Annotated in this window: 13 protein-coding genes and 1 pseudogene; 3 read left to right on the top strand and 11 right to left on the bottom strand. The window is 73.0% G+C overall.

What is annotated here, in order from left to right; all coding sequences use genetic code 11:
- From M2266_RS24355 to M2266_RS24325, 9 genes and pseudogenes are all read right to left on the bottom strand, one after another.
- Window positions 1–9,207, bottom strand: a complete 9,207-nt coding sequence (locus tag M2266_RS24355; RefSeq protein ID WP_346780958.1) for a type I polyketide synthase — start codon at window positions 9,205–9,207, stop codon at window positions 1–3.
- On the bottom strand, window positions 9,132–9,707 hold the full coding sequence (locus tag M2266_RS32450) for a polyketide synthase (RefSeq protein ID WP_346780957.1): 576 nt from the start codon (window positions 9,705–9,707) through the stop codon (window positions 9,132–9,134). The genes M2266_RS24355 and M2266_RS32450 overlap by 76 nt, the downstream gene beginning before the upstream one ends.
- Before the next feature lie 37 nt (window positions 9,708–9,744).
- A pseudogene (locus M2266_RS32445) lies at window positions 9,745–10,551 on the bottom strand (beta-ketoacyl synthase N-terminal-like domain-containing protein); the annotation flags it as partial.
- 193 nt (window positions 10,552–10,744) lie between these two features.
- Entirely contained in the window at window positions 10,745–10,993 is a 249-nt protein-coding gene (locus M2266_RS24350; RefSeq protein WP_277440106.1) for a phosphopantetheine-binding protein, read from the bottom strand.
- Window positions 10,994–11,025: 32 nt separating this feature from the next.
- Entirely contained in the window at window positions 11,026–12,054 is a 1,029-nt protein-coding gene (locus M2266_RS24345) for a methyltransferase (protein ID WP_277440105.1), read from the bottom strand.
- Window positions 12,055–12,115: 61 nt separating this feature from the next.
- Window positions 12,116–14,038 carry a non-ribosomal peptide synthetase gene (locus M2266_RS24340; protein ID WP_277440104.1) on the bottom strand — a complete coding sequence of 641 codons (1,923 nt, stop codon included), beginning with the start codon at window positions 14,036–14,038 and terminating at the stop codon, window positions 12,116–12,118.
- Between the two features lie 3 nt (window positions 14,039–14,041).
- Window positions 14,042–14,848, bottom strand: a complete 807-nt coding sequence (locus M2266_RS24335) for a hypothetical protein (RefSeq protein ID WP_277440103.1) — start codon at window positions 14,846–14,848, stop codon at window positions 14,042–14,044.
- A gap of 129 nt (window positions 14,849–14,977) precedes the next feature.
- Entirely contained in the window at window positions 14,978–15,748 is a 771-nt protein-coding gene (locus M2266_RS24330; RefSeq protein ID WP_277440102.1) for an alpha/beta fold hydrolase, read from the bottom strand.
- A 9-nt stretch (window positions 15,749–15,757) separates the two neighbouring features.
- On the bottom strand, window positions 15,758–17,281 hold the full coding sequence (locus M2266_RS24325; protein ID WP_277440101.1) for an amidase: 1,524 nt from the start codon (window positions 17,279–17,281) through the stop codon (window positions 15,758–15,760).
- A gap of 236 nt (window positions 17,282–17,517) precedes the next feature.
- Here M2266_RS24325 and hypE point away from each other — a divergent pair, with 236 nt between their 5' ends.
- Window positions 17,518–18,519, top strand: coding sequence for a hydrogenase expression/formation protein HypE (gene hypE / locus M2266_RS24320; RefSeq protein WP_277440100.1), 1,002 nt, complete (start codon window positions 17,518–17,520; stop codon window positions 18,517–18,519).
- 18 nt (window positions 18,520–18,537) lie between these two features.
- Here the strand turns inward: hypE and M2266_RS24315 are convergent, their stop codons facing one another.
- Together M2266_RS24315 and M2266_RS24310 are read right to left on the bottom strand one after the other, a co-directional pair.
- The gene (locus M2266_RS24315; RefSeq protein WP_277440099.1) at window positions 18,538–19,683 is read right to left on the bottom strand and encodes an MFS transporter; all 1,146 of its coding nucleotides are present in this window, start codon (window positions 19,681–19,683) and stop codon (window positions 18,538–18,540) included.
- Entirely contained in the window at window positions 19,572–19,904 is a 333-nt protein-coding gene (locus tag M2266_RS24310; RefSeq protein ID WP_277440098.1) for a hypothetical protein, read from the bottom strand. The genes M2266_RS24315 and M2266_RS24310 overlap by 112 nt, the downstream gene beginning before the upstream one ends.
- 204 nt (window positions 19,905–20,108) lie before the next feature.
- Here M2266_RS24310 and M2266_RS24305 point away from each other — a divergent pair, with 204 nt between their 5' ends.
- Window positions 20,109–21,536: a LuxR family transcriptional regulator gene (locus M2266_RS24305; protein WP_277440097.1), complete on the top strand. Its 1,428-nt coding sequence runs from the start codon at window positions 20,109–20,111 to the stop codon at window positions 21,534–21,536.
- A 326-nt stretch (window positions 21,537–21,862) separates the two neighbouring features.
- On the top strand, window positions 21,863–22,864 hold the full coding sequence (locus M2266_RS24300; protein ID WP_277440096.1) for an AfsA-related hotdog domain-containing protein: 1,002 nt from the start codon (window positions 21,863–21,865) through the stop codon (window positions 22,862–22,864).
- Window position 22,865 lies beyond the last annotated feature (1 nt).

Here is a 22,865-nt window from a genome sequence, read left to right as displayed (position 1 = left end):
TCAGAAGTCGGACCCTTCGAGCGCCTTCGAGATGAGGCTCTCGGCATCCATTTCGTCGATCGATTCGCTCGCGTCCTCGGCCGTCGGGCCGTCGTCCTCCGTTTGGAGGCCCGCGAGTTGCAGCAGTGTGTCCAGCAGTCCGGTCTCCCGGAGCCGGGCCAGTGGGATGGCGAGCAGCGAGGCCCGGACGCTCTCCTCGTACGCGGCGGTCCCCGGATCGGCGTTCGTGCCGGGGGCCGCTTCTTCGAGGAGGAAGTCCGCCAGTTCCTGCGGCGTCGGATAGTCGAAGACGAGGGTCGCGGGGAGCCGTACTCCGGCCGCCGTGCTCAGCTGGTTGCGGAACTCCACCGCGGTGAGCGAGTCGAAACCGAACTCCTTGAACGGCTTGCCCAGCTCCACCTCCTGCGCCGCGGTGAGGCCGAGGACCGCGACGACCTGACTTCGGACCAGCTCGACGACCACCGGGAGGCGCTCGTCGGACGGCAGTGCCGCCAGCCGTTGGGCCAGACCTGACGTCCCGGCGCCGCCGGAGTCCCCCGCGGCGGCGGTGCGCCGGACCTTGCCACGCACCAGGCCGCGGAAGAGACCCGGCACCTCGCCGCCCGCTGAGCGCACCAGCGCCGACACGTCGAGGCCGGCCGGGACCAGCACCGCCCGGTCGGCGATCAGCGAGGCATCCAGCAGAGCCAGGCCCTGCTCCTCGCCGAGGGCCAGGACTCCCCCGCGGGCCATCCGTTCCACCTCGGCCCCGGAGAGCTCGGCGCCCATCCCGCCGGCCTCCGGCGCCCACAGTCCCCAAGCGAGGGAAACCGCCGGAAGACCGACGGCCCGACGGTGGGTGGCCAGCGCGTCGAGGTAGGTGTTGGCCGCGGCGTACGCGCCCTGCCCAGCACCCCCCAGCACCCCGGCCGCCGACGAGAACAGGACGAACGCGTCCAGGTCCGTCCCGGCCGTCAGCTCATGCAGGTGGTGCGCTGCCTCGGCCTTCGGCGCGAGTACGGCGGCCAGCCGCTCGGGCGTGAGCGAGGCGAGGACACCGTCGTCCACGATGCCGGCCGCGTGGATCACGGCGCTGAGTGGCACGTCGTTCAGGAGTGCCGCGAGGGCGTCCCGGTTGGAGACGTCGCAGGCGGCGATGGTGACGGTGGCGCCCGCCGCGGTGAGTTCCGCGGTGAGTTCGGCGGCTCCGGGGGCGTTGTGGCCGCGCCTGCTGGTGAGCAGGAGGTCGCGGACGCCGTGTTCGGTGACCAGGTGGCGGGCGGTGAGCGCGCCCAGGCCGCTCGTGCCGCCGGTGATCAGCACGGTGCCGTTCGTGCGCCAGGGGGTCGCCTCGGCGGGCGGCGTCGCGCGGGTCAGGCGCGGTGCGAGGAAGGCTCCGGCACGCAGTGCGAGTTCCGGCTCGTCGGAGACGAGGATGGCCGCAGGTATCTGACCGGTGCCGGTGTCGCTGTCGCTGTCGATGTCGATGTCGATGTCGATGAGGACGATCCGGTCCGGGTTCTCCGCCTGCGCGGCCCTGACGAGCCCGTGCACGGCGGCCTGCGCGAGGTTGGTGACGTCCTCCCCGGGCAGCGCGGCGACCGCGCCCCGGGTGACGACGACCAGCCGGCCGTCGGAACCGGCGGAGGAATCGTCAGCGAGCCACCGCTGCAGCGCGGCCAGGACGGTGGAGAGCGTCTCGGCCGTTCCGAGCCCGGACGGGGCGAGCAGCAGCTGCGCCGCGGGAACCACCTCGGTGGACACTCCGGCACCGGCCGGGTCCGTGACCGGTACCCAGTCCACCCCGAACAGCGCGTCGCCGTGCTGGGCGACCGGCAGCTGCTCGGCGAGTGGCCGCAGCGTCAGCGAGCCGACCGACGCGACCGGGGAACCGGCGGCGTCCGCCAGTTGCAGCGTCACACCGCCGTGCCCGTCCGCCGGGGCGAGGCGTATGCGGAGAGCGGTGGCGCCGGTGGCGAAGAGGGCTACGTCGAGCCATGAGAAGGGCAGTTGGGCGCGCCCGTCGTCAGCGAAGAACGTTCCCAGCCCGATGCCGTGCAGAGCCGCGTCGAGCAGGGCCGGGTGGATCCCGAACCCGCCGGCGTCGGCGTCCTCGGGCAGCGAGACCTCGGCGAAGACCTCGTCCCCGCGCTTCCAGGCGGCCTGCACCCCTTGGAAGACCGGTCCGTACTCCAGGCCCAGCAGGGCCAGGTCGTCGTAGAGGCTGTCGACCGGGACGGCATCGGCCCCGGCCGGCGGCCACTGGATCAAGTCGAAGCCGGCATCCGCAGCCGCCGAGGAGAGCACGCCCTCGGCGTGCCGCACCCACGCTTCCTCGGGAGACCCTTCGACGCGTGAGAACACGCTCACTCGCCGACGGCCGGAACCATCGTCCGCAGCCGTCCTGACCCGGAGTTGGGTCGCCGATGCGGGAAGGACGACGAGCGGCGCGTAGAGCGTCAGCTCCTCCAGCGTGCTGGTGTCGGTGTGGTCGCCGGTGTGGATGGCGAGGTCGGCGAGCGCGGCGCCGGGGACGATGACGGTGCCGTTGACGGCGTGGTCCGCGAGCCACGGGTGGGTGTGCAGCGCGAGCCGCCCGGTGAACAACATGCCTTCCGCGTCGGGCAGGGCGATCGCCGCGCTGAGCAGCGGGTGCGTGGTGTCGCTCTGACCGAAGCCCGAAGCGTTCCCACTGGGCGCGGCGGTGTCGGCGAGCCAGTAGTGCTGGTGCTGGAAGGCGTAGGTGGGGAGGTCGACGGGGGTGTGGGTGGTGCCGAAGAGGGCGGGCCAGTTGACGGGGGTGCCTCGGGTGTGCAGCCGGACCAGGGCTTCGGTGAGGAGTTGGGGTTCGTTGTGGTCGCGGCGGAGGGTGGGGATGAGGGTGGTGGTGTCGGTGGTGGAGTCGGCGGCCATGGCGGTGAGGACCGCGTCCGGGCCGAGTTCCAGCAGGGTGTTGATGCCTTGGTCTTGGAGGGTGGTGATGGCGTCGGCGAAGCGGACGGCTTCGCGGACGTGGCGGACCCAGTAGGCGGGGTCGGTGAGTTCTTCGGCGGTGGCGGTCTGGCCGGTGAGGGTGGAGACGATCGGGATGGTGGGCGGGTTGTAGGTGAGGCCGGCCGCTACCTCGCCGAACTCTTCGAGCATCGGCTCCATGTGTGGGGAGTGGAAGGCGTGGCTGACGGTCAGGCGCTTGGTCTTCCGTCCGAGGGTGTCGAAGTGCGCGATGACGTCCGCGACCGCGCCGGCATCTCCGGAGACGACGATGGACGTCGGTCCGTTGACGGCGGCGATTCCGACCTGCTGCGTGAGTTGTGGCAGGACCTCGGCTTCGGTGGCCTGGATCGCCGCCATGGCACCGCCGGAGGGCAGCTGCTGCATCAGCCGCCCGCGGGCCGCCACCAGCAGCGCCGCATCCTCCAACGACCAGACGCCCGCCACGTGCGCCGCGGCCAGTTCCCCGATGGAGTGGCCGGCGAGCACCTGCGGCCGGACGCCGAAGGACTCCAGCAACCGGAACAACGCCACTTCCAACGCGAACAGCGCGGGCTGCGTGAAGCGCGTCTCGTTCAACCGCTCGCCGTCCTTCGCGAACAGCACGTCCAGCAGCGGCACTTCCAGGTGCGCATCCAGCGCCACCGCCACCGCGTCCAGCGCCTGCTCGAACACCGGGAACGTGGCATACAGCTCACGCCCCATCCCCGCCCGCTGGCTCCCCTGCCCGGTGAACAGGAACGCCGTCCGGCCCGGCCCGGCGAGGCCGCGCAGCACACCTGGTGCGTTCCGGCCTTCGGCCAGGGCCGACAGCGCGGACAGCAGCCCGTCGCGGTCGGCGGCGACGACGCCGCCCCGGTGGGCGAACACCGCGCGGTTCGTCGTCAGTGCGGATCCGACGGCCGCCGGGTCCAGTTCCGGGTCGGCCAGCACGAAGTCGCGGAGCCGGGCGGCTTGCGCCCGGACGGCGTCCGGGGTCTTGCCGGACAGCACCCACGGCACCACCGGCAGGTCGGCAACCTCAACGACTTCCGCCCGAGCATCCGCCGGCGCTTCTTCCACGATGACGTGCGCGTTCGTCCCACTGATCCCGAACGACGACACCCCCGCCCGACGCGGACGCTCCCGCACCGGCCACGGCTGCGCCTGCGTCAGCAGCTCCACCGAACCCGCCGACCAGTCCACGTGCGAGCTGGGCGCGTCCACACCGAGCGTGCGCGGCAGCTCCTCGTGCCGCATCGCCAGCACCATCTTGATGATGCCCGCGACACCAGCCGCGGCCTGCGTGTGCCCCAGGTTCGACTTCACCGAACCGAGCCACAGCGGACGGCCCTCCGCCCGCTCCTGCCCGTATGTCGCCAGCAGCGCCTGCGCCTCGATCGGGTCACCCAGGCGGGTGCCCGTGCCGTGCGCCTCCACCGCGTCGACGTCACTCGTCGTGAGCGAACCGGCCGCCAGGGCCTGCCGGATCACGCGCTGCTGCGACGGGCCGTTGGGGGCGGTGAGGCCGTTGCTGGCCCCGTCCTGGTTGATCGCACTGCTGCGGACGACCGCCAGCACCCGGTGGCCGTTGCGCTGCGCGTCGGACAGCCGCTCCAGGAGCAGCATGCCGACGCCCTCACCCCAGCCGGTGCCGTCCGCCGCCTCCGCGAACGGCTTGCAGTAGCCGTCGGGGGCGAGCCCGCGCTGGCGGCTGAAGTCGATGAAGGTGTCGGGGGTCGCCATGACGGTGACGCCGCCGGCGAGCGCGAGCGAGCACTCGCCCGAGCGCAGCGCCTGGCCTGCGAGGTGGACGGCGACGAGGGACGAGGAGCAGGCGGTGTCCACGGTGACGGCCGGGCCTTCGAGGCCCAGGGTGTACGAGACGCGGCCGGAGGCGATGCTGCCGCCGACGCCCATGAAGCCTTCGGTGTTGCGGTGTGCGGACTGCTCCAGCACCGACGTGTAGTCGTGGTACATCACCCCGGCGAAGACGCCGGTCGCCGAGCCCCGGACCAACGCCGGGTCGATGCCCGCGCGCTCGAACGCCTCCCACGAGGTCTCCAGCAGCAGCCGGTGCTGCGGGTCCATCGCGAGGGCTTCGCGGGGGCTGATCCCGAAGAAGCCGGGGTCGAAGTCCGCGGCCCGGTCCAGGAAGCCGCCGTGGCGGGAGTACGTCTTGCCCACCGCGTCCGGGTCGGGGTCGTAGATCCCCTCGACGTCCCAGCCGCGGTCCAGCGGGAACGACGACACCCCGTCGCCGCCCGCCGCCAGCAGCGCCCACAGCTCCTCGGGCGACGTGACCCCGCCCGGGAACCGGCAGGCCATGCCCACGATCGCGATCGGCTCGTCGAGCACCGAACCGGCGCCCGTGACCACCGGGGCCGTCGCGTCGGCCGCTGTCGCGGCCTCCTCGCCGAGCAGCTCCACCAGCAGGAACTCGGCCACGGCGGTCGGCGTCGGGTAGTCGAAGACGAGGGTTGCGGGCAGCCGGACCTCGGCTTCGGCGCCGAGGCGGTTGCGGAACTCGACCGCGGTGAGCGAGTCGAAGCCGAACTCCTTGAACGGCTTGTCACCGGCGACCTTCTGCACGCCGTCGTAGCCGAGCACGGAAGCCACGTGGCGCCGGACGAGGTCGAGGAGCAGCCGCGCCCGTTCCGCTCCGGTCAGCGCGCCGAGGCGCTCCGCCAGCCCGGTGGCGTCCGCCGCGGCGGAGCCCGCCGCCTTGCGGGCGGTGGGGGACGGACGCGTGAGGCCGCGCAGGACGGCGGGGAGGGTGTTGAGCCGGGCCCGCTGCTCCAGCGCGCTCCTGCCGAAGGCGACGGGGAGCAGGTGCGCGTGATGGCCGGCGAGGGCGGCGTCGAGCAGGGCCAGGCCCTGCCGGCGGCCGATGGCGAGGACGCCGGAGCGTTCCATCCGCTCGACGTCGGCCGTGGTCAGTTCGGCGCCCATGCCGCCGATGGACGGGTCCCACAGGCCCCAGGCGAGCGAGACCCCGGCCAGTCCCCGCGACCGGCGGTGGACCGCCAGCGCGTCGAGGTAGGCGTTGGCGGCGGCGTATCCGCCCTGTCCCGAACCGTCGAAGGTGCCGGCGGCGGACGAGAAGAGGACGAACGCGTCGAGGTCCGCGTCGGCCGTCAGCTCGTGGAGGTGACGGGCCGCGTCGGCCTTGGGGGCCAGCACCGCGGCCACCCGGTCGGCGGTGAGCGAGGTGATCATGCCGTCGTCGACCACACCCGCCGCGTGCACGATCCCGGTGATCGTCTCCTCCGCCAGCAGCTGCGCCAGCGCGGCACGGTCGGAGACGTCGCACGCGGCGACGCTCACCGAAGCGCCGGCCGCCTCCAGCTCGGCGACCAACGCGGTGGCGCCAGGGGCCTGGAGGCCGCGGCGACTGGTCAGCACCAGGTTGCGGACGCCGTGTTCGGCGACCAGGTGGCGCGCGGTGAGCGCGCCCAGGCCGCCGGTGCCGCCGGTGATCAGGACGGTACCTTCGGGGCGCCACGTCACTCCGCCGGTGGCGGGAGCGGTACGTGACAGGCGGGGTATGAGCAACTGGTCGTCGCGAAGGGCCAGTTCCGGCTCGCCGGAAGCGACGGCCGCAGCGACAGACGAATCCACTCCCTCGTCCGCGTCGAGAAGGACGATACGGCCCGGGTGCTCCGTCTGTGCGGCCCTGATGAGGCCGTGTACTGCCGCCTGGCCCAAGTCGGTGATGTCCTCGCCGGGCAGCGCGGCGACCGCGCCCCGGGTGCGGACGACGAGGCGGCCATCGGACGTCTCCTCCTCGGCCAGCCACTCCTGCAGCCGCGCCAGGACGCCGGTGACCGCCTCCGTGGGGTCGAGCCCCGCCGGAACGTCGAGGAGCTCCGCGGCCTCGGTCCCGTCCGCCGTCTGCTGCGGCAGCGCGCTCCACCGGACCTCGTACAGCTCACGGTCGTGGGCGCTCCGCAGCTCACCGGTCGCGACGGGTCGCAGGACCAGGGAACCCACCGTGGCGACGGGGGCGCCCTGGGGGTCGGCCAGTCGCAGGGTGTAGCCGGAGGCTGCGGGGGTGACGCGCACCCGCAGCGCGGTCGCGCCGGCCGCGTGCAGGGCCACGTCGGACCAGGCGAACGGCAGCTCGGCCGCCCCGCCGGCCGGCTGTGCGAGCGCGATCCCGTGCAGGGCGGCGTCCAGCAGCGCGGGGTGGATGCCGAAGCCGGCCGCCTGGACACCGTCCGGCAGCGCGACCTCGGCGAAGACCTCCTCGCCGTGCCGCCAGGCGGCCCGCAGCCCCTGGAACACCGTCCCGTACTCCAGGCCGCTCGCGGCCATCGCCGCGTACAGCCCGTCGACCGGTACGGTCTCGGCTCCGGCCGGCGGCCACTGCGCCAGGTCGAACCCGGCGGGCGCGTCGGTGTCCTCGGGCGCGAGCAGGCCGTCGGCGTGCCGCGTCCAGGTGGCCTCGGAGGCGTCCTCGACGCGCGAGAACACCACCACCGTCCGCCGTCCGTCCCGACCGGCCTCGCCGATCCGGACCCGGAGCTGAACGGTCCTGCTGCCCGGCACCACCAGAGGTGCGTGCAGCGTGAGTTCTTCCAGCACACCGCAGCCGGTCTCGTCGCCCGCCCGCACGGCGATCTCGACGAGCGCCGCACCCGGCACGACGACCGTGCCCGCGACGACGTGATCCGCCAGCCACGGGTGCGAGCCGAGCGACAGCCGGCCCGTGAACAGCAGCCCGTCCGAGTCCGGCAGGACGACGGCCGCGCCGAGCAGCGGGTGCCCCGCGTCCACGAGTCCCACGGCCGCCATGTCGCCCGCGGCCGACGCCGTCGGGGTGTCCAGCCAGTAGCGGCTCGACTGGAAGGCGTACGTGGGGAGGTCGACGGGGGCGTGACCGGTGCCGAAGAAGGTCGGCCAGGCGACGGGGACGCCTCGGGTGTGGAGGGTCGCGAGGGAGGTGACGAAGACCTGCGCTTCGTCGTGGCCGCGGCGCAGGGCCGGGACGAGGGTGGTGGTGTCGGTGGTGGAGTCGGCGGCCATGGCGGTGAGTACCGCGTCCGGGCCGAGTTCCAGCAGCGTGCTGACGCCCTGGTGCTGGAGGGTGGTGACCGCGTCGGCGAAGCGGACGGCCTCGCGGACGTGGCGGACCCAGTAGGCGGGGTCGGTCAGCTCGTCGGCGGTCGCCGCCTTGCCCGTCAGGGTCGACACGATGGGGATCGAGGGCGCCGCGTACGTGAGACCGGCCGCTACCTCGGCGAACTCCGCGAGCATCGGTTCCATGTGCGGGGAGTGGAAGGCGTGGCTGACGGTGAGGCGCTTGGTCTTCCGCCCGAGAGCGTCGAAGTGCGCGATGACGTCCGCCACCGCCTCGTCGTCCCCGGAGACGACGATCGACGTCGGCCCGTTGACCGCCGCGATCCCCACCCGCTCCGTCAGCTGCGGCGAAACCTCCGCCTCCGTGGCCTGGACCGCCGCCATCGCACCGCCGGAGGGAAGCCCCTGCATCAGCCGGCCACGGGCCGCCACCAGCAGGGCCGCATCCTCCAGCGACCAGATGCCCGCCACCTGCGCGGCCGCCAGCTCACCGATGGAGTGACCCGCCAGCACCTGCGGTCGGACCCCGAAGGACTCCAGCAGCCGGAACAGGGCGACCTCCAGCGCGAACAGCGCCGGCTGGGTGAAACCCGTCTCGTTCAGGCGCTCGGAATCATCCGCGAACAGCACGTCCTTGAGCGGCAGTTCCAGTTTCCCGTCGAACGCGGCCGCCACCGCGTCCAGCGCCTGCGCGAACACCGGGAACGCGGCGTACAGCCCACGCCCCATCCCCGCCCGCTGACTCCCCTGCCCGGTGAACAGGAACGCCGTCCGGCCGGGTCCTGCGATACCCCGCACCACGCCCGGCGTGCTGTCGCCCGCGGCGAGTACCGCCAGTCCGGCCAGCAGGCCGTCACGGTCCGCGGCCACGACGGCACCGCGGTGCGCGAACACCGCGCGCCGCGTCGCCAGCGCCGAACCGATCGCCGCCGTTTCCGATCCCGCGTCCGATCCCGCATCCGCCAGCACGAACTCCCGCAGGCGTGCCGCCTGTGCCTGAAGCGCCTCGGGCGACTTGCCGGACAGCACCCACGGCACCACCGGCAGCTCGGCGACCGCGACGTCTTCCGTCGGCGCCTCCGCCGGGGCCTCCTCCACGATCACATGCGCGTTCGTGCCGCTGATGCCGAAGGACGAGACGCCCGCACGGCGGGTCCGCTCCCCCGCGCCGGCCACGGCCGGGCCTCGGTCAGCAGCTCGACGGAGCCGGCCGTCCAGTCCACGTGCGAGCTCGGCGCGTCCACGTGCAGGGTGCGGGGCAGTTCCTCGTGCCCGAGCGCGAGCACCATCTTGATGATGCCCGCGACACCGGCGGCGGCCTGCGTGTGCCCGAGGTTCGACTTCACCGAGCCCAGCCACAGCGGACGGCCGTCCGCCCGCTCCTGCCCGTAGGTCGCCAGCAGTGCCTGCGCCTCGATCGGGTCGCCCAGCCGGGTGCCCGTGCCGTGGGCCTCGACGGCGTCGATGTCCTCGGCCGAAAGCCGGGCGCCGGCCAGGGCCTGCCGGATGACGCGCTGCTGCGAGGGTCCGTTGGGGGCCGTCAACTGGCTGCTCGCGCCGTCCTGGTTGACCGCGCTGCCCTTGATGACCGCCAGCACGCGGTGGCCGTTGCGGCGCGCGTCGGACAGCCGCTCCAGGACCAGGACCCCGACGCCCTCGCCCCAGCCCCGTGCCATCGGCGGCGTCCGCGAACGGCTTGCAGCGGCCGTCGGCGGCGAGGCCGCGCTGCTGGCTGAAGTCGACGAAGGTGTCGGGGGTCGCCATGACCGTCACACCGCCCGCGAGGGCCAGCGAGCATTCGCCCTGGCGCAGCGCGGAGGCGGCGAGGTGCACAGTGACGAGGGAGGAGGAGCAGGCGGTGTCCACGGTGACGGCCGGGCCTTCGAGGCCCAGGGTGTACGAGACGCGGCCGGACAGGACGCTGCCCGCCGTGCCGGTGCCGAGGAAGCCCTCGACGCCTTCGGGGACGACCGTGCGGTCGGTGCCGTACTCGTGGTACATGATCCCCGCGAAGACACCGGTCGCGCTGCCGCGCAGGGTCGCGGGGTCGATGCCCGCACGCTCGATGCTCTCCCAGGAAGCTTCGAGGAGCAGCCGCTGCTGGGGGTCGGTCGCCAGGGCCTCGCGGGGGCTGATACCGAAGAACTCGGCGTCGAACCCGGTCGCGTCGTGGACGAAGCCGCCTTCGCGGGAGTACGTCTTGCCGGACGCCTCGGTGTCCGGGTCGGGGTCGTAGACGCCCTCGATGTCCCAGCCGCGGTCCGCCGGGAAGTCCGATATCGCGTCACCGCCTGCGGCGAGCAGGTCCCACAGTTCCTCGGGATTGCGCACACCGCCGGGGAAACGGCAGGACATTCCGATGATGGCAATGGGTTCGCGCTGCCTGTCCTCCTCCGCACGGAGGCGCCGGCGAGTCTCCTTCAGCTCGGCCGTAGCCCGCTTGAGGTAGTCGAGGAGCTTTTCTTCATTCGACTCTTTCGACACGTGGGCCACCTCATGAGGAAGAACTGGAACAGCCATTCGTTCCGGCCACGCTATTTCGGCCCTTCGGGACCAACCACCCCTGCCCACCCCTATCCGGCGCCGGCGGTCAGGGGTGGGCAGGGGTGGACGGAAGGGGCCCCGGATACGCGCCCGGACACACCGCCGGGCACGGCATCCCGCCAGGATGCCGTGCCCGCGACGTGAACTCGGACGCTCTTCGTGCCGCTGGTCAGCCGACCGGGACCAGGAGACCCGACAGGGTGCCCCACAGGGACCCCGGCGTCTCGAACGTCTCCATGGCGAGCGCGTCGTCGGTGAACTTGACGTCGTACGCGTTCTCCAGCGCGATCAGCAGATCGACGATGCCGAGGGAGTCGAGGCCGAATTCCCTGAGGTCGAGCTCGGGGGTGAATTCAGCGTCCTCCGGCAGGAACGAGAGATGAGGCCTGACGATTTCTTCGAACTGGGCGTCCCACATGTGAATGTTTCCTTTCCGTCCCGTCGGTACCGTCAGTCCCGGGCCAGGATCATTTCGACCACGCTGTGCTCCGTGGACAGGTGCTTGATGGAGCGGATCTCGAAGCCGGCGCCTTCCGCCTGCTTGCGCATGTCCGGCTCGGAGCGGATACGGGTGCCCTCCTCGCAGACGACCATCTGGAAGAGCGAGCGGATGGCGGACGCGTTGTCATGTCCGAGCAGCGGCTCGATCACGAAGAGCACCGGCTCGGCGGCGAGGCCCTCGGAGTCCTCGACGGTGCGGACCATGGCTTTGCGCACGGTCTCGAGGATCTTGACGCTGCTGTCCGGGCTCCAGTTGTGGAGCACGTTCTTGAGGAAGTACGCGTCGCCTCCCGCCGGGACCTCCGCGAAGAAGTCCGACTCGACGAACGTCAGCCGCCGGATGAGGTCCTCGTTGCCGGTGGCGGCGAGTTCCTTGGTGCCGCGCTCGGCGACGTCGGCTCGGTCGGCGACGACGCCTTCGACGTCGGGGTGCGCGCCCAGGATGCCCTTGAGCAGGTGGCCGGTGCCGCCGCCGATGTCGACGACCTTGCGGATCCAGGAGAAGTCGAAGTCACGGGCGAGTTCGGCGGCGGCCGGGCGGGTGATGTCCGCCATGGCCTTGTCGTAGATCTCGCCGGCGTCGGTGTCCTGGTCCATGTAGGCGTAGATGGAGCCGCCGTACTCGGACTGGGAGGCCGGCTTGCCGGTCTTGACGGTCGTCAGCAGGTCGCGCCAGACGTCGTAGTACATCTCGCCACCGAGTACGCACCAGTAGCGCATCGACTCCGGGTGGTCGTCGCGGAGCGCCTGTGACGTGTCGGTGTGCTCGAACCTGCCGTCCTCGTTCTCCTTGAAGACGCCGACGATGCCGAGCACCCGCAGCAGGTACAGCACCCCGTCCGGGTCGGAGTCGGTGAGCTGCGCGAGCTCCGCGGGGGACTTGGGGCCGTCCGCGAGGTGGTCGGCGATACCGAGTCGGGCGGCGACGCTGAGCGAGCGGGAGATCCACCCCATGCCCGCGAGTTGCAAGAGCGACATCGTGTTCATCCTCTACTGGTTGAAGCCGAAGGGCAGGAGGGACCTACGGGAGCCGTGCGTCCTACGTGGTGGAGAGCGAGGGGACGGGGACGTCGGAGTCGTCGGAGACGGCCGCGGCCAGCCGCAGCGCGGTCCGGTGGTCGACCACGTCCTGGAGGCTGAAGCGGACCCCGGCCCTGCGGGCCTTGTTGGCCACCTGGGCGGCTCCGAGGCTGGTGCCGCCGAGTGCGAAGAAGTCGTCGTCGACGCCGACCCTGGCCGCGCCGGAGTACTGGGCGAACAGCTCGCACAGCAGCGTCTGGACCTCGGTCCACGGCGCGCGGAAAGCGGTGAGGGAGGCGAAACGGGGCACTGGCAGGGAGCCGGCCTCCAACTTGCCGTTGGCGTTCAGCGGGAGGGAGTCCAACGTGAGGATCACGCTGGGGACCATGTACTCGGGCAGCATCTCGGCGGCGTACGCGGACAGCCGGCCGACGTCGATTCCGCCCATGGACGACGGCACGACGTAGGCGATCAGATGTGCGTCACCGCCGGGCTCCTGATGGACCGTCACGGCGGCCTGGCCTACCTCCAGCCGGCGCAGCAGCGCCGACTCGATCTCGCCCAGTTCGACGCGGTAACCGCGGATCTTGACCTGGCCGTCGAAGCGGCCGAGGAAGTCCAGGGTGCCGTCGGCGGAGCGCCGCACCCGGTCGCCGGTGCGGTACATCCGTGTCCCCGGGGCGCCGAACGGGTCGGCGACGAAGCGCTCCGCGGTCAGTCCCGGCCGGTTGAGGTAGCCGCGGGCCAGCTGGCCGCCCGCGATGTAGAGCTCGCCGGTCTCCCCCGCCGGGACGGGCCGCAGCGAGCCGTCCAGTACGTGGAGCTCGCTGGTGTGGGTGGGGCGGCCGATGGAGACCGCGCCGGGCGGCAGTCGGTCGGCGGGCGCCAGGACGTGCACGCAGCAGCCGACGGTGGCCTCGGTCGGACCGTACTCGTTGACGACGGTCACGCCCGGGTTGTCCTTGCGGAACGTCTCGACGGTCTCCGAGAGCAGCAGCTCACCGCCGACCACGAGTTCGCCGGTGGGCGCGGACTCGGGCGGCAGCGTCGCGAGCAGCGCCATGTGCGACGGGGTGACCTTCAGGAACGTGGGCCGTTCGCGCACCTCCTCCAGCGGGCCGACCTGGACGCGGCCACCGGAGATCAGCGGCGCGTACAGGGTCGTGACCGTCATGTCGAAGGCCACCGAGGAGTGCAGCAGCGCCCGGCCCGCCGCGCTCGGGTAGGTGGCACGGGCGTAGTCGAGGTACGCGACCAGCGGGCGGTGGGTGACGACCACGCCCTTGGGGCGACCGGTCGATCCCGAGGTGTAGATGACGTACGCCGGGTTGTCCGGGCGCAGCGGCGTGATCCGGTCGGCGTCGCCGGGGTCGGTGGCCGGCGCGCCCGCGATGCGGGCGGCGGTCTCCGGGTCGTCGAGCGCGATCACCGGCTGGTCGCCGGTGGCGGAGCCGGCTTCGGCGGCAGTGGTCACCAGCAGCGCGGGCCGGGCGTCGGCCATCATGAACGTGAGCCGCTCGGCGGGGTTGTCCAGGTCCAGCGGCAGATACGCGGCCCCGGCCTTGAGCACGGCGAGGAACGCGACCACCAGGTCGAGCGAGCGGCGCATCCCGACGGCGACGAGCTGTTCGGGACCGGCGCCGCCGGCTATGAGGTGGTGCGCGAGGCGGTTGGCGCGGGCGTTCAGTTCGGCGTAGGTGAGCTCCGTTCCGCCGCCGGAGACGGCGACGGCCTGCGGCGTACGCCGTACCTGCTCCTCGATCAGGGCGGGAAGCAGCCCGCCGCCCGCGCTGGTGTCCGCGCTGGTGTCCGCGCTGGTGTCCGCGCTGGTGTCCGCGCTGGTGTCCGTGCTGTTGTCCGTGCTGTTGTCCGTGCTGTTGTCCGTGCTGTTGTCCGTGCCGGTCCCGCTGGGACCGGCGTCGATTCCCCCGTGGTCAGCCATGGGTCACCTGCCTGCGGTCGTTGATTCGGTGCGGTCGCCGGAGAGCAGCTCCGACAGGGCGCGGGCGACGCCGTTGATGCGCAGCAGGTCGTCGTGGTCGACGTCGAAGCGGATCTCCCGGCCGACGGGGTACGATGGCGGGCCCGAGGTGATCGCGGTGCCGCGGGCCCACTGCGGCAGCGGGTCGATGGACGAGGCCGCTGCCAGGTAGCCGACCAGCGAGTTGAAGACCCCGGCGAGGTCGTCGCGGATGTCGTCGTCGAGTTCGAGGCGCTCCGCGGCGGTGCCCACCGCGTGGGTAAAGATCAGGGCGAGTTCGGGGCCGACGGCCGCGAGGTCATCGGCGTAGCGCCGTTCGATCCGCCGTCCCGCCTCGTGGAACTCCGTCAGCTCCGCGGGCGTGAGCAGCGAGGCCAGTGAGTCGCCCGCGGCGTGGAAGTCCTTGTACAGCCCGACGGTGTTGGGCAGTTCGGGGTCGAACAGCACCAGGGCCGGGGTGTCCTGCCACTCGCCGATCCGTTCGGCCAGCGCGGCGGCGAAGACCGCTCCCGCGCAGTAGCCGAGGACGGCGGTGACGCGCCGGCCGCTCTCCCGTACGTCGGTGAGCCACCAGTCGACGTAGCCGTCGAGGGCGACGGCGTCGTCCGCCGTCGGCGGGAGCGTCGTCCAGAACGCGGCGGCGGGCGGGTCCAGCCGGGGCGCGAAGTCGGCGAAACCCGCCTGGGTGCGCCCGCTGGTGCTGAAATCGACCGACAGAATCAATTCGTCCCGGTCGCCCTTTGCCAGCGATTTCCATGAAAGGAGACTCACGTGATTCCCTATCCAGCCGATTCCAGGAATTCTTCCGTTGGCACGACGCTAGACGAAGGGTGCTGACGGGCGGACCCCCTATGGCCGCCCGCCGCACCCCTAACCGTCCTCAGCAGGTCGGAGGGAGTCTCAGCCCGCGACCGGAACGCCCATACGCCGGGTGATGGCGTCGAGGACCTCCTTCGGCCGGTCGGCGAGGTAGAAGTGGCCGCCGCCGGGGAAGACCTGGACCTCGCACGTGCCGGTGGTGTGGTTGCTCCAGGCCGCCGCCTCGGCGAGCGTGGTGGTGGGGTCGTCGTCGCCGACGAAGACGGTGACGGGGCAGTCGACGCGCACTCCGGCGTCCGCGCTGTAGGTCTCGACGGCCTTGTAGTCGTTGCGGATCGAGGGGATGGCGAGCCGCATGATCTCCTCGTTGCCCAGCACCCGCGAATCGGTGCCGCTGAGCTTCCGCAACTCCTTGATCAGGCCTTCGTCGTCCTTCAGGTGCACCCGGTCGACGCGGGTGCGGGACGGGGCGCGGCGGGCGGAGGCGATCAGCCGGGTGGGCGCGGGCAGGCCGGCGTCCGCCATGCGGCGGGCGACCTCGAAGGCCACCGTGGCGCCCATGCTGTGCCCGAAGAACGTCAGCGGCTCGTCGGCGAACTTCCGCAGGTCCTCGAAGACCCGGTCGGCGAGTTCCCCGATGGTGTCGATGAGCGGTTCCTTGCGCCGGTCCTGCCGCCCCGGGTACTGCACGACCAGTACGTCGATGTCCGGGGCGAGTGCCTGCGACACCGGGAAGTAGAAGCTCGCCGATCCGCCGGCGTGCGGGAAGCAGACCAGGCGCGGGGTGCCCGCGAGGGCGGTGTGGTAGCGCCGTATGTACGGGTTATCAGTGGTATCGGTGGTGCTGGTCATGGTGTCTCCTCACAAAGGGGGCGGGGTGGGCAGCAGCGGGCCCTGGTCCACCGGGAGTTCGGGAAGGAAGCCGAACAGCATCGAGGTGAGCCCCCACATCCCGGTGAACTCCGCGACCTCGGCATCGTCGACGTCCACGCCGGTGTCGCGCAGCGCGGCGGCGAGCCGGCGCTGCTGCTCGGGGTCACCCGGGGACGACTGCGGTTCCGCCACCGGTACGGCGGCGGGCAGTGATCCGGCGGCGAGGTCGGGTCGGCGCAGGTGCCAGTGGGTGGCCGACTGGTAGACGTCGGCCAGCGCCGCGAGGTCGAAGTCGCTCCACGGCAACCCCGCGAGCTGCAGCGACAGGGGCATACCGTCGCCGCCGAAGCCCATCGGGACGGCGACGGCGGGGAAGCCGACGGCGCTCCACAGGCCGGGCAGCCACGAGACCGTGCCCAGCGCGGCGGGGTCGTCGTACCGGGGCGCGGTGGTCGGCCAGGTCGGGGTGGCCATCGCGTCGAGACCCTCGAAGCGCTCGCGCAGGCTCGCGGCGGCCGAGGCGCGGACCCGCTGGGCGTGCAGGTAGGTCGGGGCGCCGACCAGGCCGCCGAGGACGGCGGTCCGGCGGAACGGCCGTCCGTACTCCGCCCAGCGGGTGCGCAGTCCGGCGCCGTGCAGCTCGAACGCCTCCGCGAGGAGGGTGATGAACTGCGCCGCGAACAGCGGGTACACCTCGGGGAGTTCCACGGTGACGATCTCGGCGCCGGCTTCCCGCAGTTCCTCCAGAGCGCCGGCGAAGGCCGCCGCGCAGTCGTCGGACAGCTGCGCCGACTCCTCCAGCGCCTTGGCGGGCACGCCGATGCGGGCGCCGCGCAGGTCGGTGCGCCACACGGTGGCGTCCGGCCCTCCGGCCAGGACCGCGAGGGTGCTCGCGCAGTCCCTGACGTTGCGGGCCAGCGGGCCGACGACGTCCAGCGAGCGGCTCAGCGGACGGCAGCCGCCGTCGGGGACCAGGCCGTGGGTGGGCTTGAAGCCGGTGACGCCGCACAGCGCAGCCGGGATGCGGATGCTGCCGTTGCTGTCGGTGCCGAGGCCGACGTCGAACAGCTCGGCGGGCAGCCCGTTGGCGCTGCCGCAACTGGAGCCGCCGGTCCAGCGGTTGATGTCCCACGGGTTGCGCGGCACCGGGAAGTCCAGGGCCGGGTCGGGCCGGCCCAGTGCGTGCTCGGCCATGGTCGTGCGACCGAGCGGTACCGCGCCGGCCGCCCGCAGCCGGGCGACCGGTACGGCGTCGCGACCGGCCCACCACTCCACGTCGTGCACCCGGCTCTGGCAGCTCGCGGGTGCCTCGCGGGTCGCGAAGACGTCCTTCACTCCCAGCGTCAGGCCGTGCAGCGGGCCGGTCCCGGCGCCGTCCGCGACGGCCGTGTCCAGTCGCTCCGCCGCGCCGGCGGCCTCTTCGGTGAACCGGCCGAGGTACGTGCCGAGCACCGGGTCGAGCCGGTCCGCGCGGTCGAACGCCTCTGCCACCCGGGTCCTGACGTCAGCCATTCCCGTCCATCCTGTCCTCGGCGGAAATCCCCGCTAATACGGACTCCGATTCTAGGTATGGGGAATTGTGGTCCAGACCCCCTTTCCCACCCCCTATCACCCCCTGTCGACCTGCTGTCAGAACTTCCCCCGACTACCGTGAACACGTCCGGAGGGAACAGGGTGCGACCGTGCCCGTCCGGGCTCGAAATGGCCTTTCCGGCCGGTTCACGGGGGAGCCTTCCTTGATAATGGATGTGAATTCCTGGCCCGTCGGACAGGTCGCGCTCGCCGACGACTCGGGAACCGGCCCGCGGCGGCTGACGGACCTGGTCCTGGACGTCCTCGGACCGGGCCTCGCGCCCGGCGGAACTCCGCCGCCGTGCGGCGAGCCGCTCGCCGTCCGCACCGGCTGCTACGTCGTCGACCCGCCGTTCTTCGGCAACGGCGACCTCGGCCGGCTCGCGGTCGCCGGCACCGTCAACGTGCTCATCGCGACCGGAGCCGACCCGTACGCCCTCTCGCTCGGGCTGATCGTCGAGGCCGGGACGCCGCTGCAACTCCTGCGGCGGATGACGGAGTCCATCCGCGACACCGCCCACGAGGCCGGGATCGCCATCGCCGCCGTCGACACCCGTGTGGTGCGGGCGGGCGACGCCGACCAGCTGTTCGTCACCACGACCGGCATCGGGGTCCACCGCCGCCCGCCCCTGGCGCTGAGCGGTGTCCGGCCGGGCGACCGCGTCCTGGTGACCGCGCCGCTCGGCAACCACGCCGTCCATCTGCTGTCGCTGCGCGCCGGACTCGGCTTCGAGCACCATGTGCCCAGCGACTGTGCCCCGCTGACCTCCCTGCTGAACGGGCTGCCGCCGGACGCGGTCCGGGCCGCCGCCCCGATCACCACGGGCGGCCTCGCCGCGACGCTGCGCGCCTGCGCGGCGGCCCGCGGCCTGACGCTCCGGATCGAGGAGGCCGCGCTGCCGGTCCAGTACGAGGCCCGGCCCGCTTTCGAACTCCTCGGCCTGTCGCCGCTGCACGCCGCGAACGCCGGCTCCCTGTGCCTGTTCGCGCCGCCGGCGGCGGCCGACGCGGTCCTCGGCGCGCTGCGCTCCCACCCGTACGGCCGCCAGGCCGCGATCGTCGGCACGGTCACCGACGACACCGCGGGGGCCGTCGAGCTCCGCTCGCCCGACGGGCCGGTCCACCGGCTGCCCGCCGGGGTGCCGCCCGGCAGCGCGGAACCACCGCGACTGCGCTGAACGGGCGGACGTGACGGGTCAGCCGGCCGCGACCAGCCGGTCGTAGCCGCGCAGCAGCGTCAGGGCGGCGGCGGTCGCGAGAACGGGCAGCAGGGTGAAGCCGAGCAGCACGCCCGACTCCGCCGTGGAGCTCTGCGGGACGGAGTCGCCGGTGGAGGACGCGTAACCGAAGACCTGCAGGACCAGCCCGTAGAGGAAGGGCGCCAGGGCGAGGCCGAGCATTTCGCCGGTGGTGAAGACGCCGGAGAAGACACCGGCCTGGCGGCGGCCGGTGCGTTCGGTGTCGTGGGTGGTGCGGTCGGTGAGCATCGCGTACAGGAAGAGCAGCTGGCCGGCGTGCCCGGTGCCGGCAAGGGCGATGGCGACGGCGACCACGGCGAGCGGCAGGTCCGGCGAGGCGAGCAGCAGGACGCAGCCGGCGATGAAGAGCCCGCAGGCGGTGGTGTATCCCCGGCGGTTGCCGATCCGGGCGGCGAGCCGCGACCAGAGGTTGACGGTGAGCAGGTTCGGCAGGACGAAGGCGGCGACGACCAGCCCGGTGGCGTCGGAGTCGTGCAGCACGTGGTCGGTGAAGTACGGCGCCCCGACGAGCATGAAGCCGGTGGCGAGCGACTGGACGACGCCGCAGCGCAGCAGGGCCATGAACGGGGCGTTGGCGCGGGCCACGGCGAACTGGCGGCGCAGGCTCGGCTCGCTCTCCAGGACCCGGTCGCCGCGGGTTCCCGCGGTGCCGAGGAAGGCGCCGACCGCGCCGGCGGCGATGACGAGCGCGCCGAACAGGCCGACCCAGCGGTGTCCGGGGATGCCCCCGCCGCCGGCGTCCGCGATGGCGGGGCCCGCGGCGCCCGCGATCAGGGCGGCGACCCCGATGACGGCCACCCGGCCGCCGACCAGGCGCAGTTGGTCCTGGCGCCGGGTGGTGATCTCGGCGGGCATGGCCGCGTACGGCACCTGGAAGAAGGCGAAGGCCGTCGCGGAGAGCAGGAATCCGGCGCCGGTGAACCAGGCGCCCGCCGTACCGGCGGCCACTCCGGAGAACATCAGCGCGAACGTCAGGGCCGCGGCGAGACCGCCGAGCAGCACGTAGGGCCGGCGCGCGCCCCAGCGCGTGCGGGTGCGGTCGCTCGCCCGGCCGACCAGCGGGTTGAGTACGGCGTCCCACACCTTGGGGAGCAGTACCACCCCGTGCCGGCCAGGGCGGCTCCGATGCCGAGGGTGTCGGTCAGGTAGGGCAGCAGCAGGAGGCCGGGCAGGGTGTTGAAGGTGCCCGTGACCAGCGATCCCGAGGCGTAGCCGAAGCGCAGGCGCGCGCCCGGTACGGCGGGCGCGGCCTGCGGGCGGGGCCGCGGCGGCAGGACAGCTTGTTCGGGTTCGACGGCCGTCATGACGTGCTCCTCCGACATTGGGGGTGGGACGTGGCGGGGTGCCGCCGGGCCCACTTGTCCCCGAGCCTGACCAACACGCCGCCTCGGCGTAAGTCAGGGATTTCCCCCACGTGCCACTTCCTGTCGTGCAGCTTCCGGACAGGGGAACGCTCTTGGCCGCGCGCCCGGGTGCGGGCACGCTGCGAGGGCCGGGAGCCGAGAGCCGTGACCCCGGGGCCCGCCGAGGACAGCGAGGACGACGTGCCGCCTGTGGAGACCGTCCTGTCGCAGACCACCGGTTCCGCGCCGGTTGGCCGCCGGAACGAACTGCTGGTGCTGGAGGAGTCGTTGCGGCTCGCCCGGACGTCGGCGCGGATCGTCTCGCTGGCCGGTGAGCCGTGGGTCGGCAAGTCGCGGCTGCTGGCGGAGCTGATCGCGGTGGCGCGCGAGGACGGCTGGACGGTGGCCGCCGGACGGGCCGGACGGCTCGGCGGGTCCGTGCCCTTCGAGGTGTTCGTCGACGCGCTCGACGACCGGCTGGCGCGCATCGGCCCCGGCCTGGCAGCGCGGCTGGGCCCCCGGGAGGCGGACCGGCTCGCCGGGGTCTTCCCCGCACTGGCCGCGGGGCGCCGGGAGCCGCCCGCGCCCGCTCCGGCCGACCCGGACGCGTACTGGCTGCTCCGCGCGATGCGCGCGCTGATCGGGCGGGCGGCGGGCACGGACGGGCTGCTGCTCGTCCTCGACGACGTGCACCGCGCCGATCCGCTGTCGCTGCAGCTCCTGGACCACCTGGTCCGGCATCCGCCCGAGGCGCCCGTGCTCATCGCGCTCGCCTTCCGCGACTCCCCCACCGCCCGCCACCTCTCGTCGCTGCGCTCCCTGCGGGCCCACGGCGCCGTCCCGTCGTGGCGGCACCTCGACATCGTCCCGCTCGCCGAGCGGGATGCCGCCGCGCTGCTACCGGCCGGCCTCGACCCGATCCGGCGCCAGCTGCTGCTGCGCGACGCGGCCGGGGTGCCCGGACTGCTGCACGCCCTGCGCGACGCGGGCCGGCTGCCGGTCAACCCCGACGCCGCGTCCGTGGACTTCCGCGCGCTGTCCCCGGAGGCCTGGCGGACCGCCTGCGCCGCCGCCGTGCTCGGCGACCCGTTCACTCCCGGCCCCGTCGCCGAGGTGGCGGAACTGCCGCTGGAACGGGTGCTCGGTGCAGTCGACGACCTGCAGAGCGAGGGCCTCATCCGCCCCGACGGCCACCTGCGCCGTTTCCGCTTCCGGCACCCGGCCGTCGCGGGCCTCGTCCTGCGCGCCACCGACGCGGGCTGGCGGTACGGCGCCCAGGGGCGCGCGGTGCGGGCGGCGGCGCCCACCGCCGCGGTGCCGCAGTCCGCGATGGCGGACGCGATGGATGGGGAACCCCTGACGGCCGGCCTTCCGGACGGGCCGGGCGCCGTCGAACTGGCGTCGCTCAGCCGCCGGGAGGTCCAGGTCGCCGTGCTGGTCAGCGCGGGCTTCACCAACCAGCAGATCGCGGGCCGGATGCAGCTCAGCCCCAAGACCGTGGAGACGTATCTGAGCCGGATCTTCAAGAAGCTGGGGGTCGTCTCCCGTACCCAGGTCGCCCATCTGGTGGGGCGCGGCGGTCGCCACCTGTAGCGGGCGGCCGCCACCTGTAGCGGGCGGCGGGGTCCTGGCGAAGGCCCCGCCCAGGGGTCCGGGGGAAGACCCGGGGGCGGGGCTCGCGGGCGCCCAGGGCTCCCCTGCGGGGGAGTAAGGGAGCGGGGGCAGCGGTACGAGCGTGCCCCTGACCTCATGGGCTTCGCTAAAGCCTCACCGGAGGCCCGACGGGGGCGGAGTTCCGGCCGTGCAGCTTGCTGCCACCGCTCCCGGCTGGCCCGGACCCCCCTGGCTCCGGAACCTTGGACGAGGAGACTCCCGACGACGCCGCATCCGCGGGGAAGACGCCGGACCAAGGAGACGCCATGACAGTAGAAAGCGCCGCCACCGCTGAACTGGCACTCGGCAACGGCACCCGCCACCTGATCCACTGCCCGCCGTCGTGGGACCACTACCTGCTGGACGCCCCGAGCGTCGGCGAGGAGCACTTCGTCCTGGCCGGGGAGCTGCCGCGGGCGCATCCGCTGTTCAACGACGGTCCCGGCCACTTCCACGACGCGCAGATCGTCACGGAGACGATCCGGGAGATCGGCGAGTTCGTCGGGCACCGCTACTTCGGGGTGCCGCAGGACCGGCCGGGTCTCTTCTACGGCTTCCACCTCAACCTCACCGAACTGCGCGCCTGGCGCACGGACTTCGCCGACTCGACGGAGTCGGGCGCGGCGCGGATGACGACGAACATCAGGGCGAAGCCCGCGAACGCGATGAACGGAGTGCCGCGCGGCCTCGACTTCCACATCGAGGTGCGGATCAACGACATGCCGTGCTGCACCGGCACCGCGGGGCTGGTCTTCCTCATGCCGCAGCTGCACCGCAACCACCTGGCCCACAACCGCCAGGCGCTGCGCGCCGCGCCGGAGCTCGACGACGCCCCGAACGGGGCGCTCCGGCCGGTGGACCCGGCCGAGGTCGGGCGCTCCTCGGTCTCGAACGTCGTGGTCAGCGAGCCGTCCGAGTCCTCGCGCGGCCGGCTGACGACGTGGGTGCTGACCGACAACCCGAACCCGGTCTTCGCTCCGGAGGGCGGCCACCTGTCGGGAACGCACCTGCTGGAGTCGGTGCGCCAGACCTCGCTGCTCGCGGCCGGCCGCGCCTTCGGGCTCGCCCCCGCACGCAGCACGCCGGCCTCGTCCGAGGTGCACTTCCGCAGCTACGCGGAGCCGGGACTGCCGCTGCGGTGCACGGCGGTGCCCGGGGCGCTCGGCCGGGACGAGTACGGCCGGCCGGCCGTGCCGGTCACGCTGACGGTCACGCAGCGGCGGCGCGCCGTGGCGGAGGCCAGGACCACCGTGGTGCAGGACTTCTGAC

The organism is Streptomyces sp. SPB162, assembly GCF_029504575.1.
Taxonomy (GTDB): Bacteria; Actinomycetota; Actinomycetes; order Streptomycetales; family Streptomycetaceae; genus Actinacidiphila.
Note: the sequence above shows the minus strand (reverse complement) of the source record. Positions and strands in the feature narration are given on the sequence as shown.